Here is a 14,441-nt window from a genome sequence, read left to right on the forward strand (position 1 = left end):
GGCCTAGGCCTTAGGGAATAGGCCGGTCTGGCGCAACGCCTCCGAGAGGCCAATCGCCGCAGAGACCGTCACGTTGAAGGACCGGCGGCCGGGCGTGAGCGGGATGATCACCCGGGCGTCGGCGGCGTCATGCACCTCGTCGGGCACGCCCAGGCTCTCGCGGCCGAACAGCAGGATATCGTCGGTCTCGAAGGCGAAATCGTGCAGGGGCGTGGCGCCCTTGGTGGTGAAGAGAACAACGCGGCCTTGGGTTTGAGCGGCGAAATCGGCCCATCCGGCATGGCGGGTCACCTCGGCCGGATCGCCGTAATCCATGGCCGCGCGCCGGATTGCGCGGTCGGAAAGCGGGAAGCCGCAGGGCTCTATCACGTGCACGGGCACGCCCAGACAGGCCCCGAGGCGAAGGGCCGCGCCAAGGTTTTGCGGAATGTCCGGTTGAAAAAGCGCCAGCAGCATTCTAAGCGATCCAGCCACGGGATTTGCCGGGGCAAGGGGCGAATCACGGAAGGCGGGCTGCGACCTCGGTCGACGAGCATTCCGGTGGTTTCGCCTTGCAACAGCGTTGAAAGTTCCGAGGGCCCCTTACCAGAAGGTCTGGGCGGGGTCGAAGGCGGGATCGCCCTGGGTTTTTCCAGGAACGTCCGAAGGGTCGCGCTTCGCGGCCCCTGATCGAAGGGTAGCTTTAAGGTGGCCGACACCGTCGTGGGCGCAAATCCCGATACTCATGCCGCGGGTGAAGACCCGAACCGGCGCGATTTCATTCACATCGCCGCGGCCGTCGCCGCCGGCGGAGCCGTCGCGGGCCTGGCCTGGCCGTTCATCGACCAGATGAACCCGTCGGCCGACACCCTGGCGCTCGCCTCCATCGAGTTCGACCTGACCAAGGTCGCCGAGGGACAGCAGGTGACGCTGAAGTGGCGCGGCAAGCCGCTGTTCGTCCGCAACCGGACCGGCGCGGAAATCGCCGCGGCGGTGAAGGACGACAACGCCCAACTGCGCGATCCGCAGACGGACGAGGAACGGCACAAGCCCGGCAAGGCCCAGTGGCTGGTGCTGGTCGGGACCTGCACCCATCTGGGCTGCGTTCCCACCTTCGGCGGCGGCGACTACGGCGGCTGGTTCTGCCCCTGCCACGGTTCGCACTACGACACGTCCGGCCGGATCCGTAAGGGTCCCGCGCCGAGGAACCTGGAAGTGCCGGAATACGCGTTCCTTTCCGACACCAAGGTCAAGGTGGGCTGAGACCGATGAGCGGACATTCGAACTACGAACCGAAGACCGGCATCGAGCGTTGGCTCGACACCCGTCTGCCCGTCGTGCGCCTGGCGTATGACAGCATGATCGACTTCCCGACCCCGAAGAACCTGAACTACTGGTGGACCTTCGGCGGCATCCTGGCGGTCTGCCTGGGCATCCAGCTGGTGACCGGCATCATCCTGGCCATGCACTACGTGCCCCACGTGGACCACGCCTTCGCCTCGGTCGAGCACATCATGCGTGACGTCAACTACGGCTGGCTGATCCGCTACATGCACTCCAACGGGGCCTCGATGTTCTTCATCGCGGTCTACATCCACATGTTCCGCGGCCTCTATTACGGGTCCTACAAGGCCCCCCGCGAGGTGCTGTGGATCCTCGGCTGCGTGATCTACCTGCTGATGATGGCCACGGGCTTCCTGGGCTACGTCCTGCCCTGGGGGCAGATGAGCTTCCACGGTGCGGTGGTGATCACCAACCTGTTCGGCACCCTGCCCCTGGTGGGCGAGGCCATCACCACCTGGCTATGGGGCGGCTTCGCGGTGGATAACCCCACCCTGAACCGCTTCTTCTCGCTGCACTATCTGCTGCCGTTCATGATCGCCGGCGTCGTCGGCCTGCACATCTGGGCGCTGCACGTCCCGGGCAACAACAACCCGACCGGCGTGAACGTGAAGTCCAAGGAGGACACCGTTCCCTTCCATCCGTACTACACGGTGAAGGACGGCTTCGCGATCACAGTGTTCCTGCTGATGTTCGCCAGCTTCGTGTTCTACAATCCCAACGCGCTGGGCCATCCGGACAACTATATCCAGGCCAATCCGCTGGTGACCCCGTCCCATATCGTGCCCGAATGGTACTACCTGCCGTTCTACGCGATCCTGCGGGCCGTGCCGGACAAGCTGGGCGGGGTGCTGATGATGTTCGGCTCCATCGGCCTGCTGTTCGTCCTGCCCTGGCTGGACACCTCGAAGGTGCGCTCCATGCGCTACCGCCCGACGGCGCGGATGTACTTCCTCATCTTCGTCCTGACCTGCCTGGTCCTGGGCTATTGCGGCGGTCAGCTTCCCGACGATCACCCGATCCCGGGCCTGACGACCTTCATGCTGCTGGACGCCGACCTGAACAGCTTCGTCTGGCTGTCGCGGATCGCGACCCTGTACTACTTCGCCTACTTCCTGATCGTCCTGCCGGTCCTGGGCCTCACCGAGACCCCGCTGCCGCAGCCGGAATCGATCAGCGAACCTGTGCTTTCGCATCCCGCCAACGCGCCGGCCGGCGCCGCGGCTTCGCCTGAAAAGAGGGGTTGAGCCTAAGATGCTGCGTAAAGGTATCGCGCTCGCGGCGTTTGGGCTGGCTGTCCTGGCTGCGCCCGCCGCCCTCGCCTCGGGCCCCGCGCCCGCCCCGCTGAAGGAAGTCGAGTTCAGCTTCGAAGGCCCGTTCGGCAAGTTCGACCAGGCCCAGCTGCAACGCGGCTACAAGGTCTATCGCGAGGTCTGCTCGGCCTGCCACGCGATGAGCCTGCTGGCCTTCCGCAATCTCGGCGACAAGAACGGCCCGTTCTACGACGAGAAGTACCCGAACTCGAACGACAACCCGTACGTGAAGGCGATCGCCGCCGAGTACCAGATCAACGACATCGACTCCGAGACCGGCGACGTCGTCCAGCGTCCCGGCACCTCGGCCGACCGGTTCCCGAACCCGTTCCCGAACGAGCCGGCGGCCCGGGCGTCGAATGGCGGCGCGCTGCCGCCCGACCTGTCGGTGATCGCCAAGGCCCGTCACCACGGCCCCCACTACATCTATTCGCTGGTCGGCTCGGGCTATGTGAACCCGCCCAAGGGCCTGACCGTCGCGCCCGGCCAGCACTACAACAAGTACTTCCCCGGCGACCTGACCTCGGCCTCGGCCGACCCGCACCACGTGCCGCCGGGCGGTGTGCTGGCCATGGCCCCGCCGCTGGCGCCGGGCAAGGTGACCTTCGACGACGGCTCGCCGTCGACGATGGACCAGCAGGCCAAGGACGTCGCCGCCTTCCTGACCTGGGCCGCCGAGCCCAAGATGCAGGAGCGCAAGGAGTTCGGCCTGGCCGCCATGGCCTATCTGCTGATCTTCACCGGCCTGCTCTACTGGAGCTACCGCCGGGTCTGGAAGAACGTCGCCCACTAGGCGACATTCGATTGAGACGATCGAGGCCCCGGTTTTCCGGGGCCTTTTTCGTTAGGGGCCCGACGCGCCCAGCAGCAGCCGCCGGCGCGGGAAGTCGAACCGCACGCGCCAATGGGCCAGCAGCGGCGCCCCGATCACGCCCAGGCGGGCGCCGTCTCCATCGGCCAGCAAGCCCGCCGGCACATTCTCGAACAGCGCCCCGCCCAGCGACAGGGCCCGCAGGGTCGCGCGGCGCTCGCCATAGGGCAGCAAGGCGTCCGAGGTCCCGGCGGCGACCGCCACCTTCTGGTACATGCGCAAGGGCGCATTGGCGCCGGTCGACACCACCATCTCGCCGGCTGCGGCGTGCGGGCCGTCGGCCACCGCCGCCCGGACCGAGGCGACGCCCGCCGGGCCCATCGGCAGCACCGCCGTCGCCTGGAACCGGCCGGCGTGGCGCGGCCGGCGGATGGCCACCCGGCAGGGGCTGAAGCTGATATCGACCACATAGGGCGCCAGCAGGTCGGCCCCGATCACTCCGGCGATCGGGGTCGGGAAGGCCACGGTCCGGGCGTCCAGGTCGACCACCGCGATGGGCCGGTCGCGCAAGGCCAGGCCCGCCACCAGCACCCGGGCGCGGACCGCGGCCCCGGCGATGCCCGCCATCTGGGCCTTGGTCTCGTGAAGCTGGGTGTCGGGCGAGCCGGTGTCGAGAATGTAGTCGCCGGCCATCCCGGCCACCGAGGCCGGGATCACCACCACGCCGCGCTCATAGATGCAGGCGACCTCGCCGGCGCGGACCCCGGCCGGGGCCAGGGCGATCAGCGTGGCGGCCGTGGCGAGGGCGGCGGGCGTCATGGAGGTCCGAGACTCAGGGGGCTCTCGAGCATAGCCAAGCCGCGCGGTGTGGGAACACGCCTTACGCTGGCCCCATCGAGCCGCTAGGTTTCGGGGGATGGCCTTCATTCGCCCGTGGCGGGATTTCAAGCGTATGCAGGACGTGGCGCTCGCCGCCGCGTCGCTGATCTATGCGGGCGCGGTGGTCAACGCGTTCCAGGTCCTGCCCGGCGGGACGGACCTCATCGCGCAACGCACCCTCGTCTGGCCCGCCGTCTTCCTGATCCCCTCCCTGGTCCTGCCGCTGGTCGTGCCCTGGATGAAACGGATGCTGGCCCGCTATGTCTGGCTGAGCTTCCAGGCGGGCTTCGGCCAGAGCCCGGTCTCGGTGATCACGGGGGTTGGGCTGCTCGCGGGCGCTGCGCTGTTCATCTACTGGCAGGTGGGGGCGGTCGCCCATGGCGGCCGCTATCCGGCCGGAGTCTTTTCCGGCTACGCGGCGGGCATCGGCATCCTGGCGGCCCAGGCGATCCTGGTTCGCGTGCTGGAACTGCAGCCGCAGATCCGCAAGCTGATCGAGGAACCGGCCTAGACCAGCCGCAGCCGCAAGGTCGGCAGGCCGTCCTCGTCGACCTCCATCGCCACGGGTCCGAAGCCCAACTTGTCCAGGACCCGTCGGGAGGCGGCGTTCTCCGGATCTATGGTGGCGTCCACGGGGCGGCCGTCGCGGGTCTCCAGGACCGCGCGAGCGGCCTCGGTGGCATATCCCTGACCCCAGTGTTGCTTGGCGAACCCGTAGATCAGCTCCGGATTCGGTTCGTCGTCGCGGGCGACCATGCCCGCCCAGCCGATCAGTTCGTCGCTGGCGGCCAGCACCACGGCGCGGCTGCCGAGGCCGGTGCGTGGCAGGCTTGCGGCGGCGTTGGCGATCCACTGGGCCGTGGTGGCCCGGTCCAGGGGCTGGCCATCGCCCACATAGCGGATCACTTCCGGGTCGTTGGAGAAGACGTGCAGCACATCGAGATTATCCGGGGCGAGCGGTCGGATTATCAGGCGCGGCGTAACCAGGACCGACATGTCAGACCGAGCTCCGCCCGCCGCCGTTGTTGGCGAACAGGGCCAGCGTCCTTAGCCGCGCCAGCCGGGCGCAATCGGCGTCGTAGTCCGCCCGCCGATCGGAGACGAAGCCATGGCCGGCGTCGTACATGTGGATCGGGATGTCGGGATGGGCCGCGGCGATCTCATCGATCCGCTCCGGCGGAATCGAGGCGTCGGTCTTGCCGAAATGCAGGATGATTGGGACCTTGGGAGTCTCGCTCTTCAGCTCTCTGATCCGCCGCCCGTAGAAGGCCGAGGCCGCCGACAACCCCGTGCAGCGGCAGGCGGCCAGCCAGGTCGCCGCCCCGCCCCAGCAGAAGCCGGTGACGAACACGGGCGGCTTGAGGGCGTCCACAGCCGCCTGCAGGTCGCCGGCCACCTGGTCCCAAGGGGTCTCCTGCGAGTACTTCACCCCCTTGGCGATGGCCTCTTGGCCGTAGTCGGCCTCGAAGCCGCGCTCCAGGCGGTCATAGAGCGAGGGCGCGATCACCTCGTAGCCGTCGTCCGCGAAGCTGTCGGCCAGTTCGCGGATGTGGTCGGTGACCCCGAAGATCTCCTGGACCAGCACCAGTCCGCCGCGCCGGGCGTCCGCCGGCCTGACGCGATAGGCGGCGAGCTCGAAGCCGTCGAAACCGCTCGCGAGCCTGATCGTCTCGCCCATCCTCAGGCGCTTTCGAACAGTTCGCGGGTCCGGGCGCGGGCGAGGTCGGCGGCCTCCTCGGCGTAGCGCTCGGGGCTCTCGTTGTTGAAGCCGTGGCCGGCGCCCTCGTAGATGTAGACCGGCACCTCGGGGTGATGCTCGTGGACGGCCCTCTCGACCTCGTCGGCCTTGATGCCGGGGTCGGTATGGCCGAGGTGGATGATGGTTGGGCAGAGCGGCTTCAGGGCGGCGTTGGCGGCCACCAGGCTGCCGTAATAGCTGGACGCCGCGGCCAGGCCCTCGACCTTGCCCGCCGCCAGCCAGGTGAGCGACCCGCCGTAGCAATAGCCCACCACGCAGACCTTGCCGCGAGCGCTCAGGAAATCGCGGCAGGCGGCGATGTCGGCCAGGGCCTGGGCCAGCGGCGTCGCCCGCGCATGAGCCACGCCCGCGGCGATGCCGTCCGGATCGTGGGCGGAGACGAAGTCGCGCTCCCGGCGGTCGTAGAGGGCCGGGGCGATGGCCTCGTAGCCGGCCTTGGCCCAGCGTTCGACGTCGGCGCGCACATGGCGGTCGATGCCGAAGATCTCCTGGATCACGATCACCCCGCCCTTGCGCGGTGTGAACGGCTGCTCGTGATAGGCGGAAAACTCGAACCCGTCCGCGCCCTTGAGGGTGATGGTCTCGCCCATGCGTCTCTCCCGTTTCAGCTGAGAGCTAAGCAGAGAACTGGGGCCGGCCCAATGGGCGTGAGCCAAAGCCCCCCTCGGTCAGCTTCGCCGACAGATCCCGCATGAGACAGGAGTTAGGTAGGCCGCGAATTGCGACGGCCTTCGGGACCATCTCCTCTCCACCCGTCTTTCGGGGGGAGAGGGTAGGGTGAGGGGGGCGTCTCCGCCGCACTGCGTGGGTGAGCAGGCCGAAGGGCGTCGCTCCGCGCTGCGCCCCCTCACCCTACCCTCTCCCCTTGAAAGGGGAGAGGAAGTGAAGGCCTCAAGCCGGCGTGAAGGCCAGCTCCCCCAGAGGGGGAGCATCGCGATGTCAGACGTTGAAGCGGAAGTTCATCACGTCGCCGTCGTTGACCACGTATTCCTTGCCCTCGGCGCGCAGCTTGCCGGCGTCGCGGGCCCCGGCCTCGCCGTTCAGCCGGACATAGTCGTCAAAGGCGATGGTCTCGGCGCGGATGAAGCCCTTCTCGAAGTCGGTGTGGATCACGCCGGCCGCCTGCGGGGCGGTGTCGCCCTTGTGGATGGTCCAGGCGCGCGCCTCCTTGGGGCCGACCGTGAAATAGGTCTGCAGGCCCAGCAGATGATAGGCCTCGCGGATCAGTTTGTTCAGGCCGGGTTCGGTGAGGCCGAGGGTCTCCAGGAACTCCACCCGTTCGGAGGGATCGAGCATGGCGATCTCGCTTTCGATCTGCGCAGAGATGGCCACGTGGTCGGCCCCGTCGCGCGCCGCGCGCTCGGCGACCAGCTTTGACATCTCGTTGCCGTCGGCGGCGGAGGCCTCGTCGACATTGGAGACGTATAGCGCGGGCTTCGAGGTCAGGAGCTGGAGCATGCGCCAGGCCTTGTCGTCCTCGGCGGCGACCTTGGCCTTGCGGGCGGGCCGACCGGCGTTCAGCTCGGCCAGCGCCAGCTGCACGAGGCGCAGGGTCTGGGCGCTTTCCTTGTCGCCGGCCTTGGCCCGCTTCTCGAGGTTGGCGACCCGCTTCTCCAGGCTCTCCAGGTCGGCCAGCATCAGCTCGGTCTCAATGGTCTCCAGGTCCGACAGCGGATCCACCTTGCCCTCGACGTGGGTGATGTCGTCGTCGATGAAGCAGCGGGCCACGAAGGCCACGGCGTCGCAGTCGCGGATATTGGCCAGGAACTGGTTGCCGAGGCCCTCGCCCTTGGAGGCGCCGCGCACCAGGCCCGCGATGTCCACGAAATTGATCCGCGAGGGGATGATCTCCTTGGACGGGATGACCGCCGCCAGCTGCTCCAGGCGCGGTTCGGGCACGGCCACGTCGCCGGTATTGGGCTCGATGGTGCAGAACGGATAGTTGGCCGCCTGGGCCGCCGCGGTCTGGGTGAGCGCGTTGAACAGGGTCGATTTGCCGACGTTCGGCAGGCCGACGATGGCGACTTTCAGAGCCATGGTAGTCTTCGTTTCCTTTGCGAGGGCGCGACCTAGCACGTCTGACGCCCAACAGGCGAGGCCTAGGTGTCGCGGTTGCGGGACTGGCGGGTGTCGGCCTTGTCGGCGGGGGCCAGGCGCATGACCTCGGTCTGGAACTTCTCGTCCTCGCCGGCGGCCAGCAGGGGGGCGGCGTCGGCGATGGCGGCCAGCAGGTCGGCCACCCAGTTCTGGTCCACCTTGTGGAAGTCCGACAGCACGTGGCCCTGGACCAGTTCGCTTTGGCCCGGGTGGCCGACGCCCAGGCGGGCGCGGCGGAAATCGGGGCCGACATGGGCGGTGACGGAGCGGACTCCGTTATTGCCCGCCGCCCCACCGCCGGTCTTCATCCGGAACCGGCCGGGGGCCAGGTCGATCTCGTCATAGAACAGCACGAGGTCGGCGGGGCTCAGCTTGTAGAACTTCAGCGCCTCGCCGACGCTGCGGCCGCTCTCGTTGTAGAAGGTCTGCGGCTTGAGGATCAGGGCGCGCACGGGGCCGCCCTCGGCGTCGATCTCGCCCTCGCGGATCAGCGCGCCGAACTTCGAGCGCTCGGGCCCGAAGCGCCAGCGGCGCGCGATCGCGTCGACGGCCATGAAGCCGATATTGTGCCGGTTGCCCGCATAGCGGGCTCCCGGATTGCCTTGGCCGGACAGGATCAGCATTCGATCTCCTCGGGACGAAGAGATCGTCTGATCTACTCGGTGGTCGACGCGGCCGAAGCGGCTTCGTCGTCCGCCGCGGCGTCGGCCGAGGCCGAGGCCGAGGAGCCGGCGATGGTGGCCACGACCACGTCGCGATCCATGGCCGCCTGCACGCCCTTGGGCAGTTCGAAGGCCGAGATGCGGATGGTGTCGCCGATGTCCAGGCCGGTCAGGTCGAAGACCAGCTCTTCCGGGATCGCGTCGGCGGCGCAGGAGAGTTCGATCTCGTGGCGCACGACGTTGATCGTGCCGCCCTTCTTGAGGCCCGGCGAGGCCTCGTGGTTCTTGAAGTGGACCGGGACCGCGATCTTGATCTTCTGGTGCTCGTCGACCCGATAGAGGTCGAAGTGCACCGGCTCGTCGGTGACCGGGTGCATGTCGATCGCCTTGGCGATGACCGGCTGGCTTTCCTTGCCGTACTTCAGGGTCACGAGGTGGCCCAGGAGCTTGCCCGTATAAAGCGCCTTGCGGAACTCGTTGGACTTCACGGCGATGGCCACGGGCGCCTTGGAGCCGCCGTACAGCACGCCGGGGACCATGCCCGAGCGACGGGCTTCGCGGGCGCCGCCCGTACCGGTGCGTTCGCGGACTTCAACGTTCAGGATGATCTCGGCCATGGCGCCTTCGCCTCAAAACGAAGCCGCCGCGCGAAACCCGCGCGGCGACGGAACGACCCGTTGGGGCCGAAAGGTGGGCGTAAATACACAAAACTCCCGGCCGTTGCAACGGTGCGGGGTGCGGATTCCTAACGCTTTTTGGTGGAGGTCTTGTAGGGCTTCTTCGCCATCTCCGCCGCCGTGCGCGCCACGGGGACGAACCGGGGCTCGAAGGGCTCGACCTGGCCGGAGGCTTTGATCACGCAGCGGGCGGTGTCCATCATGGCATGCTGGCCCAGGCAGAAGACGTCCTCGTAGTGCGGCTTGGAGACCGCCAGGCACTGGAAGAGGTTCAGCTTGGACATGTTGATGCAGGAGCCGGTGTTGGGCTCCACCATCATGGCGTTGATGATTTCCATGTTGGCGTCGCTGGCGTGGCCGAGCACCGCCAGGGCCGCGATCGCCAGGCTGCGGATCACGGTCGGGGTGTAGGGCGCGCTGGCCGGGGCGGCGGCGACGCCCAGCGGCTGGACGCCGGCGGCGGCCTGCTGCAGCCGCACGGTCTGGGCGACCTCGCCCACCAGCGGCGTGGTCGAGAGCGACTTGGCCTGCAGCAGGCGCACATCGCGATTCGGCACCTCGGCCTTGGACCAGGGCTGCTTCTGGACATCGTAGGCCGACTGCTTCACCGCCTTGCCGGCGGTGTAGAACCTGTTCCCGTCGTCGCCGAGCGCAGCCATGACCAGGCCGGCGGCCGAGTTCGAGCCGGTCAGGGCGACCACATAGGCCGGGTCCTTCATGATCTCGTAGGCGATGTTGCGCCGCGCGTCGGGGGTGGTCCCGTAGCTGCGCACCCCGGCGACGAAGGCCGGATCGCCCAGGGCGACGACCGCGCCATAGGCCGTGGCGCCCTGGATCAATTGCTTGGGCTCGTAGGCGACGCCGATCCGCACGGCGTTGGCGACGGCCGCGCCGTCCGTGAACGCCGGCGAGATCGCCGTGGCGTGGTCGACATAGTAGCGGTAGGCGCTGGCCCGCTCGATCAGCGAGGCCGGCAGCGCCGAGACCACCGGCGGCGGAGGCGGCGGAGGAGGCGGTGCGGGCTCGGAGGAGCAGGCCGCGAGCAGGCTCGCAGCGGTGAGGGCGGCGACCGTCAAGCCCACGCGCAAAGTGGAAGTCATCCTGGGCCTTCCCCGGTGTATTCTTGAGCCAACATAGCACGGCCGAACGGGCGAGAATGTGACCTGACGCCGTTAACGGGCGTTCACCAAGCTTGGCCGCGGGGGCGACCGCCGAGCGCTAGTCGAACAGCTTGGAGACCGATTCCTCGTTGGCGATTCGCCGGATGGCTTCGCCGATCAGCTTGTCGCAGCTCACATAGCGGATCTTGCCGCCCTCGGTGGCGCGTTCCGGCGGCTGGATGGAGTCGGTCATGACCAGCTCCTTCAGGATCGAGGAATTCACCCGCTCCACCGCCGCGCCCGAAAGCACCCCGTGGGTGACGTAGGCCGAGACTTCCAGCGCCCCGCCGTCGACGAGGGCCTGGGCGGCGTTTGTCAGGGTGCCGCCGCCGTCGATCATGTCGTCGAACAGGATGCAGCGGCGGCCGTGGACGTCGCCGATGATGTTGGCGACCTCGCTCTTGCCGGGACCCGAGCGGCGCTTGTCGACGATGGCCAGCTCGGCGTTCAGCCGGGTGGCGACGGCCAGCGCCCGGACCACCCCGCCGACGTCGGGCGAGACGATCATCAGCTCGGCGGTCTTAGCGTGATGTTCCTTGATGTCGGCGGCCAGGATCGGCGCGGACAGCAGGTTGTCGGTGGGGATGTCGAAGAAGCCCTGAATCTGACCGGAGTGCAGATCCATGGTCAGGACCCGGTCGGCGCCGGCGCGGGTGATCAGGTTGGAGACCAGCTTGGCGGAGATCGGGGTGCGGCCCCCGGTCTTCCGGTCCTGCCGGGCGTAGCCGAAATAGGGCATGACCGCCGTGATCCGCTTGGCCGAGGCGCGTTTCAGCGCGTCGATGCAGATCAGCAGCTCCATGAGGTTGTCATTGGCCGGGTAGCTGGTCGATTGGATGATGAAGACATCCTCGCCGCGCACGTTCTCGTCGATGGTGACCCAGACCTCGTTGTCGGCGAAGCGCTTGACCTGGGCCTTGGTCAGCGGAAGGTCGAGATGCGAGGCGACCGCCTCGGCGAGCGTTCGGTTGGAGTTGCCGGCCAGCAGCTTCATCGGACCCCCGAGGAATTTCGTATGCGCGGGCTTGTAGCAGGCCGCGACCGGGGGGCAAGACCCCAGACGGGCTAAGCCAGCGCGATGGCCGACAAAAGGCGGCCGAAGTCGGGCTCGCCGCGCTTGAAGGCCCGGCGGTTGGAGAAGAACAGCGCCTCCTCGGCGCAGGTGTCGCGCCCGATCCATTCGCAGGTCTCCACGCCCGCGCCGCGCAGCCGGTTCAGCACGAAGCCCGGCAGGTCGAACATCCGCTTGTCGGGGCTCTCGCCCACCGCGAAGAACGCGGCGTTGGCGGCGTCTTCGGTGACGAAGCGGTCCAGAAACTCCAGCCCGACCTCGTAGGAGGCCGGGCCGATGCAGGGCCCGATGACCGCGACGATCCGCCGGGCCCCCAGCTCGCGCATCCTGGCCACCGTGGCCTCGGCGATCCCGGTGAGCGCGCCCTTCCAGCCGGCGTGGGCGGCCGCGACGATTCGGGCCTCGGCGTCGGCGAACAGGATCGGGGCGCAGTCGGCGGCCAGCGCTCCGCAGACGATCCCCGGCCGGGCGGTCGCCACCCCGTCGGCCTCGGGACGGGCGTCGCCCCAGGGTTCCTCGGCCACCAGGGCGACCGCCGAATGGATCTGGTAGCAGGTGCTGAGCGCCTGGGCCGAGGCGCCGAAGTGGGCGGCGGCGCGGCGGCGATTCTCGACCACGTCGGCCGGCGCGTCGGCCGAGCCGCGCCCGACGTTCAGACTGTCATAGACGCCCTTGGAGACCCCGCCCTGGCGCGTGAAGAAGGCGTGGCGCACGCCCGCCAGTTCCAGCAGCGGAGAGGTCAGCACCGGCAGGCCGCTCACGCCGGAACCTCGAAGCCGGGTGGCGTGAACCCTTGGGAGTGGATGCAGGCGACCTTGAACAGCTCGCCCATCTGGTCGGGGGAGACTAGCCGCTCCAACTGGCGCTCGATCTCCTCGGCCCTGTCCGGACGCGCCTGGGCCAGGGCCTCGGCGCGCGAGCCGATGCCCAGCCGCACCAGCAGCTCGCCCTGGGTGAGGATGTGAGCGGTCTGGGCGTCTTGGGCGTGGGCGGCGGCCAGGACGGCGGGGAAGTCGGCATGGACGGTGAGGTCGGCCTCGCCGGGCGCCGCCAGGGGGCTTTCCTTTCGGTGGGCGCGCAGGGCCTGCAGGGTGTCGCCGAAACCCGGGACCGCGCGGCCGTAGTCGATCAGCAGGGCCGCCCCGCCGTCGCGGGCGATGCGCTCGCCCAAGGCCGAGCCCAGAGCCTCCTGACCCGGGGAATGTTCCAGGATCGCCCCCAACGGCGCGTCGCGGTTCAACGGCGCGGAGGTCAGGCCGAAGGCGAGCTCGCCGGCCTCATCCAGCCCCACCATCCGCTCGGCCCAGCCGCGCTCGGTGCGGACGAACTGGCGGGCGGCCAAGCAGTCCAGCAGTTCGTTGGCGATGAGCAGCAGAGGCGCCTCGCCCGGGACGTCCTCGAGCGACCGGGCCCAGGAGACCTGGTCGCCCAGAACCTGGCGCTGGCGCATGCGCAGGGGTTCGGAAACCTCCACCAGCCAGATGTCGGCGGCGACCAGGAAGGCGGGGGCCAGTCGGGCGGCGCGCAGCAGGTCGCTCATCAGCGAGCCGTCGCCGGGGCCCATCTCCACCAACCGCACCGGATTGGGGCGGCCCAGCCGCTCCCAGGCCTCGACGGCCCACAGCCCGATCAGTTCGCCGAACATCTGGCTGACCAGGGGCGCGGTGATGAAATCGCCGCGGGCGCCCAGAGCTGGGCGCGTGGCGTAGTAGCCGTCCCGCGGATCGTACAGGCAGGCGGCCATGTACTGGGCCACGGTCATTGGACCACCGGCGCGGATCTGAGCCGCGAGACGGTCGCGCAGGTTCACCGGAGTTTGGCAGGCTCGCCGGCTGCGGGGGCGGCCGGGGCCTCGCTTTGGGCGGTGTCGGGGATCGGTTCCTTCATGCCGCGCCAGATCAGCCAGGCGCCGAACAGGGCCATGGGCGCGCTCAGCATCATCCCCATGGTCAGGCCCAGCGGGAAGTCTGGCAGGTAGGCGTCGGGCTCGCGCACGTTCTCCAGCGCCATGCGGAAGACGGCGTAGGCCAGCATGAAGATTCCGGCGACCACGCCGCGACGGCGCAGCAGCTTGGCGTGGTGGGTCGCCCAACGGAGCAGCAGGAAGAGGACCACCCCTTCCAGCGCCGCCTCGTAGAGCTGGCTGGGATGGCGGGCGAAGACGCCGCCGTTGGGGAAGACCACGGCCCAGGGCACGTCGGTGGGCCGGCCCCACAGCTCGCTATTGATGAAGTTGGCGATGCGTCCGAAGAACAGGCCGAACGGGCTGGCCGCGGCGACGGCGTCGCCCAGGCGCAGCATGTCGATCTTGTTGACCCGCGAGAAGCCGAGGACCGCGACCGCGACCCCGATCGCCCCGCCGTGGAAGCTCATGCCGCCGTTCCAGGTCTGAGGGATCTGCAGCGGATCCTCCCAGATCAGGGAGGGGGTGTAGAACAGCACGTGACCCAGCCGCCCGCCGACGATGATGCCGAGGGTCAGCCAGACGATCAGGTCGTCGACCTGGCCGCCGGTGGCCGGGGCCGGGCGCGGCGCCCACAGCTCCTGGCGCCTCATCAGCGATGCGACATAGCGCCACCCCAGAAGTATGCCCGCCACATAGGCCAGGGCGTACCAACGGATGGCGAAGGGCCCGATCTGGACGAGGACGGGATCGAAGTCCGGGAACGGCAAGGCGGGGGTTCTCCGTGA

Annotated in this window: 17 protein-coding genes; 4 read left to right on the forward strand and 13 right to left on the reverse strand. The window is 68.8% G+C overall.

Annotated features, from left to right (window positions below):
- Positions 1-3 precede the first annotated feature (3 nt).
- The gene (locus tag V6M51_RS23390; protein ID WP_332770637.1) at positions 4-456 is read right to left on the reverse strand and encodes a tRNA (cytidine(34)-2'-O)-methyltransferase; all 453 of its coding nucleotides are present in this window, start codon (positions 454-456) and stop codon (positions 4-6) included.
- A 231-nt stretch (positions 457-687) separates the two neighbouring features.
- On the opposite strand from V6M51_RS23390, the gene petA reads away from it, so the two are divergent.
- From petA to V6M51_RS23405, 3 genes are read left to right on the forward strand one after another with little or no spacing between them, the layout of a single operon-like run.
- The gene (gene petA, locus V6M51_RS23395; protein ID WP_332770638.1) at positions 688-1,242 is read left to right on the forward strand and encodes a ubiquinol-cytochrome c reductase iron-sulfur subunit; all 555 of its coding nucleotides are present in this window, start codon (positions 688-690) and stop codon (positions 1,240-1,242) included.
- Positions 1,243-1,247: 5 nt separating this feature from the next.
- Entirely contained in the window at positions 1,248-2,567 is a 1,320-nt protein-coding gene (locus V6M51_RS23400; RefSeq protein ID WP_332770639.1) for a cytochrome b, read from the forward strand.
- A gap of 7 nt (positions 2,568-2,574) precedes the next feature.
- Complete coding sequence (locus V6M51_RS23405; protein WP_332770640.1) at positions 2,575-3,426, forward strand: cytochrome c1; 852 nt, start codon at positions 2,575-2,577, stop codon at positions 3,424-3,426.
- Positions 3,427-3,477: 51 nt separating this feature from the next.
- On the opposite strand, the gene V6M51_RS23410 is transcribed toward V6M51_RS23405, so the two are convergent.
- Positions 3,478-4,263, reverse strand: a complete 786-nt coding sequence (locus V6M51_RS23410) for a hypothetical protein (protein ID WP_332770641.1) — start codon at positions 4,261-4,263, stop codon at positions 3,478-3,480.
- Between the two features lie 133 nt (positions 4,264-4,396).
- Here V6M51_RS23410 and V6M51_RS23415 point away from each other — a divergent pair, with 133 nt between their 5' ends.
- Entirely contained in the window at positions 4,397-4,834 is a 438-nt protein-coding gene (locus V6M51_RS23415) for a hypothetical protein (protein WP_332770642.1), read from the forward strand.
- Here the strand turns inward: V6M51_RS23415 and V6M51_RS23420 are convergent.
- From V6M51_RS23420 to lgt, 11 genes are all read right to left on the reverse strand, one after another.
- Entirely contained in the window at positions 4,831-5,319 is a 489-nt protein-coding gene (locus tag V6M51_RS23420) for a GNAT family N-acetyltransferase (protein ID WP_332770643.1), read from the reverse strand. The two genes, V6M51_RS23415 and V6M51_RS23420, sit on opposite strands and share 4 nt — an antisense overlap.
- Position 5,320: 1 nt before the next feature.
- Positions 5,321-6,001 carry a dienelactone hydrolase family protein gene (locus V6M51_RS23425; protein ID WP_332770644.1) on the reverse strand — a complete coding sequence of 227 codons (681 nt, stop codon included), beginning with the start codon at positions 5,999-6,001 and terminating at the stop codon, positions 5,321-5,323.
- A 2-nt stretch (positions 6,002-6,003) separates the two neighbouring features.
- Positions 6,004-6,672, reverse strand: coding sequence for a dienelactone hydrolase family protein (locus V6M51_RS23430; protein ID WP_332770645.1), 669 nt, complete (start codon positions 6,670-6,672; stop codon positions 6,004-6,006).
- 349 nt (positions 6,673-7,021) lie between these two features.
- Positions 7,022-8,119, reverse strand: a complete 1,098-nt coding sequence (ychF, locus tag V6M51_RS23435; RefSeq protein ID WP_332770646.1) for a redox-regulated ATPase YchF — start codon at positions 8,117-8,119, stop codon at positions 7,022-7,024.
- Between the two features lie 62 nt (positions 8,120-8,181).
- Positions 8,182-8,802 carry an aminoacyl-tRNA hydrolase gene (gene pth, locus V6M51_RS23440; protein WP_332770647.1) on the reverse strand — a complete coding sequence of 207 codons (621 nt, stop codon included), beginning with the start codon at positions 8,800-8,802 and terminating at the stop codon, positions 8,182-8,184.
- A 32-nt stretch (positions 8,803-8,834) separates the two neighbouring features.
- The gene (locus V6M51_RS23445) at positions 8,835-9,458 is read right to left on the reverse strand and encodes a 50S ribosomal protein L25/general stress protein Ctc (RefSeq protein ID WP_332770648.1); all 624 of its coding nucleotides are present in this window, start codon (positions 9,456-9,458) and stop codon (positions 8,835-8,837) included.
- 128 nt (positions 9,459-9,586) lie between these two features.
- Positions 9,587-10,618, reverse strand: coding sequence for a hypothetical protein (locus tag V6M51_RS23450; RefSeq protein ID WP_332770649.1), 1,032 nt, complete (start codon positions 10,616-10,618; stop codon positions 9,587-9,589).
- Positions 10,619-10,736: 118 nt separating this feature from the next.
- Positions 10,737-11,672, reverse strand: coding sequence for a ribose-phosphate pyrophosphokinase (locus V6M51_RS23455; RefSeq protein ID WP_332770650.1), 936 nt, complete (start codon positions 11,670-11,672; stop codon positions 10,737-10,739).
- A 71-nt stretch (positions 11,673-11,743) separates the two neighbouring features.
- Positions 11,744-12,511, reverse strand: coding sequence for a peptidoglycan editing factor PgeF (pgeF, locus tag V6M51_RS23460; RefSeq protein WP_332770651.1), 768 nt, complete (start codon positions 12,509-12,511; stop codon positions 11,744-11,746).
- Positions 12,508-13,560 (reverse strand): class I SAM-dependent methyltransferase, encoded by a 1,053-nt coding sequence (locus tag V6M51_RS23465; protein ID WP_332770652.1) that lies wholly within the window; start codon positions 13,558-13,560, stop codon positions 12,508-12,510. The genes pgeF and V6M51_RS23465 overlap by 4 nt, the downstream gene beginning before the upstream one ends.
- Positions 13,557-14,423 carry a prolipoprotein diacylglyceryl transferase gene (gene lgt / locus V6M51_RS23470; RefSeq protein WP_332770653.1) on the reverse strand — a complete coding sequence of 289 codons (867 nt, stop codon included), beginning with the start codon at positions 14,421-14,423 and terminating at the stop codon, positions 13,557-13,559. The genes V6M51_RS23465 and lgt overlap by 4 nt, the downstream gene beginning before the upstream one ends.
- Positions 14,424-14,441: the final 18 nt, after the last annotated feature.

Source organism: Phenylobacterium sp., from assembly GCF_036677185.1.
Lineage (GTDB): Bacteria > Pseudomonadota > Alphaproteobacteria > Caulobacterales > Caulobacteraceae > Phenylobacterium.